We start from the raw sequence: 3426 nt of genomic DNA on the forward strand, positions 1-3426 counted from the left end.
GTAGCACCAGCAGCGCCGTCAGCACCAGTCGCACCGGTAGCTCCAGTAGCGCCCGTCGCACCGGTAGCGCCCGTCGCACCGGTAGCGCCCGTCGCACCGGTAGCGCCCGTCGCACCGGTAGCGCCCGTCGCACCACCAGCACCAGTGGCACCAGTGGCACCCTCAGCGCCGGCAGCCCCCTGGTAACCCTGAGCACCCTGGTAACCCTGAGCACCAGTCGCACCCTGGCCACCAGCAGCACCCTGGTAACCCTGAGCACCCTGAGCACCAGTCGCACCTTCAGCGCCGGCAGCACCCTGGTAACCCTGAGCACCCTGAGCACCAGTCGCACCCTGGCCACCAGCAGCACCCTGGTAACCCTGCGGACCCTGCGGACCCTCCGGGCCGGGCTTACCTTGCGGGCCCCGCGGGCCGGGCTTGTACTGGTCCTTATCCCCACCACGTGGCGTCGACCTATGAGCGTCGTCACTCATCGCCCCGTTAGGACCTGGTACGACGCGAGTGTTACTGGGCTCAGACCTGTAAATCGCATCGGCGACGGCTGTGGTGCTCGGGAGGATGTTGAGCGCCGCAGCAAGAGTACCCACCGATACCATTGTGGCCGTTCTGAGGCGTGCACTTCGAATCGACCTACGACCCACTAGAGTACCTTCCTGACGGAACATCAGATGACCGCGCCGCATAGGCTGCTTAGCGGGTATCACGACGTTGCTAGAACCTGACAGAGGTACTCTTCAACTGTGCGGCTAGTGTTCCTTGGAGTGAGAGCGTGTCGCGAACGTAGATCACCCAAGCGGCTGATTGTAAACGCTCAGTAACCTGCGGCTGCTTTTACAGGGCTCCGTTGCCCCGGTGAGCTCTACTTTGTTCTCAGTGCCATCACACTGAAGCTACGAGCCTGCTGCACCCAATCATACGGAGGCACCCAGGCGGATCGTGCCGTCCGAGGTGATGATTACGACCCTCTCTGGAGCGGCGCGGAGTCTGCAATGGTTACGGAAACCCTCCGCCCAGACCTGGCACCTCAAGCACGAAAGAAGATGAAAGCAGGTAGGGCAGGGATCTTTCCCCAAATAGGGGGAACAGAAGGAACTACGGGAACACCGCTGGCCAGACCCGGCGCCAGCCGCACATCTGGAGTGGTGTCCTCCCGCAGACAGGGGAACATTCTTCCTCGGTGCAACTGCGCAAGAGGGCCTGTCCTGTCCGACTTCCGAGCGCGGGGCATGATCCCTTCAGACGGCGGTCGGTCGGCGCCACGCGAGGCGGCGCTAGCCTATAGCTGGCCAAAGGACCGCTCGCTCACGGCTGGCCTGATCAGCGGTGGACGCTGGCCAGGATCAAGACGCTAATCGGCCGTCGGTTCCACAAGCCGATGACGTTGTCGGGCATCTCCCATGCTGCGGCGCCGCGGCTGCAGCCATCAAGTCCCGGCCCACCGTGCCGTCGACGTGACGAGACAGCGGTGGCCGGCTGGGTAAGGAGGTGTGGCCACACCTGGAACCACCGCGGCGGCGCTCAGGGCCTGGCTCGCCTTCGAGGACGAAGCCGGATACTCGATGACGCCGCCGACCTCCCGCACCTGTGGCAGGCGCGGATCCACCCCGGTCATCCGGGTGAGAGGCCGTTCCCAGCGCCGGTTCTCCAAAGCCGCCCTGTGCTGCTACAAATCCGGCGAACGCTCCCGCCTGATCTACCGGCCCAAACGGCACACAGACCACAAGAGCGGCGGCCGCAAAAGCTTCGCCTGCACCGAGTACCGCGACCTCCTCATCGGCGCCCACTAGCCGCTCGACGGACCCGTCGTCCTCATCGGGGACAATTTGAACGTCCACAAAGACCGCCGGATGCGGGCCTTCATCGACGCATAGGGCTGTCACTGCCCATCACTTGCCGCCCTACGCACCCGACCTCAACCCGGTGGAAGGCATCTGGCCGGCACTCCGTCGGACCAGCAGGCCAACACCGTCTTCACCGACCCCGACCACCTCATTCGCAGACTGCGACATAGTCTCCGCCAGATCCAATACTGAAGGCGACTTCATCATCGTTGACGGGACGCTGATCCCCACCGACCGGATCGCCCCGGACGAGCCGTACTACTCGCAGAAACACAAGCAGCACGCGATGAACGTGCGGGCCATCGCCCGCCCCGATGGCACACCTCTGTGGTTTTCGATGGTCCTTCCGGGCCGAACCCACGACCTGACCGCGGCCCGGGCACACGGCATCCTCCCGGCCTGCCTGACCCGACAGATCCTGGTACTAAAACGACCGCGCCCACCAAGGAGCCGACGCCACCATCCGCACCCCCTACTACAACCACCACGACCAGCCACCGCTCTACCAGCAGTACAACCGCGACCATGCACGGCTACGGGCACCCGGCGAACGCGCCTTCGCCCTGCTGAAACCCTGGCCGGGTACGGTCGGCCACCAGGCCGGCGCCGCGGGCGAGGCTGCGCCGGTCGACAGCTGTCTCGTCGCCCCGCTGCAGCTGGCCAGGTCGCGGCGCATGCGGGCCTGGCCGGCGATGACGAACATGACGAAGGCGTCCTTGGCGCGGTCTTCCTCTCGCCCCGGCAAGTTCTAAAAGCGTGGTGAACGGCCCGGCCGGTGAGGTAGGCCATCGGCCGGTTGTGATCATGCAGCAGACGATCACCAACTCCGGGTGGCCGTGTTTCTCAAGCCATGCACTCGGCGTGGCTATGACAGCGATGCCCGCGCCCCCTGGGCTGCTTCACCGAGCATACGGATGGCCAGTTCCCTCCCACCAGGAAGATAGGACGGATCTGTCTCACATGCGGTGGTAACGGAGGGTGGTGCTATCCGAGGGCGATTCGGTGGCGGAGCAGGGTAAGGCCGGTTCGTCTGTGTACCTGGCGGGCCGTTGCTGGGCGGAAGTGTGCTCGCGGCGATCACAGCGGTCGCATCCCGCTTGAGGAGGCCGCGGGTGAAAGCGGAGAGGTGCGGCGGGTCGGCGGTACGGACCTGGGAGAGCCTGTGATCGAGCGCGTCGGCGTACTCAGGCTGAGGTTTCAGGAACGGCGAAAGTCAGGACGGAGGTGGTCAGATGGTTCGTCTCGGGGCAGGCAGCGGTGAGCATGTCCAGGAGATCGCGATGTCCGGCCTTCCGGTTCTCTGGCCTGGTCGGGATCAACCGGGCGAGGCTGCGCGGGGAAATGTGGCTGCGGACGGCGTCCGCTCGGTCTTGGATGTACTTGTGCAGGAGGCTGGGGCAGCCGGTGAAGCCGAGGGTCTTGAACCGTTTCGAAGATGTGCTGCACGGGGATGGCGGGGTCTTCAGCCCGGCGTTTGTCCAGGTGCTCGTGGGGGTGTCTCTATGTCCTTCGTCAAGGATGTGGTGCCGGGTATGGGGCTGTTTGGGATGGTCACGCGGCGAGGGTGATGGTGGGGGTTCTGGAC

Annotated in this window: 1 protein-coding gene and 4 pseudogenes; 3 read left to right on the plus strand and 2 right to left on the minus strand. The window is 65.1% G+C overall.

From position 1 onward, the window contains the following. The coding region (locus tag ACFYP3_RS36510) for a hypothetical protein (protein WP_388842320.1) at positions 1-349 on the minus strand (349 nt) is incomplete at its 3' end. Positions 350-1282: 933 nt separating this feature from the next. On the opposite strand from ACFYP3_RS36510, the pseudogene ACFYP3_RS36515 reads away from it, so the two are divergent. From ACFYP3_RS36515 to ACFYP3_RS36525, 3 pseudogenes are all read left to right on the plus strand, one after another. Next, a pseudogene (locus tag ACFYP3_RS36515) lies at positions 1283-1563 on the plus strand (winged helix-turn-helix domain-containing protein); the annotation flags it as partial. Further along, positions 1560-2033, plus strand: a pseudogene (locus ACFYP3_RS36520) (transposase). The pseudogenes ACFYP3_RS36515 and ACFYP3_RS36520, both read left to right, overlap by 4 nt. Then, positions 2032-2419 (plus strand): annotated as a pseudogene (locus ACFYP3_RS36525) (transposase family protein); the annotation flags it as partial. The pseudogenes ACFYP3_RS36520 and ACFYP3_RS36525, both read left to right, overlap by 2 nt. A 406-nt stretch (positions 2420-2825) precedes the next feature. Here ACFYP3_RS36525 and ACFYP3_RS36530 read toward each other — a convergent pair. Further along, positions 2826-3329, minus strand: a pseudogene (locus tag ACFYP3_RS36530) (ISL3 family transposase); the annotation flags it as partial. Between the last annotated feature and the right edge of the window lie 97 nt (positions 3330-3426).

This window comes from Streptomyces sp. NPDC005533 (genome assembly GCF_042871845.1).
In the GTDB taxonomy this organism is placed as follows: domain Bacteria; phylum Actinomycetota; class Actinomycetes; order Streptomycetales; family Streptomycetaceae; genus Streptomyces.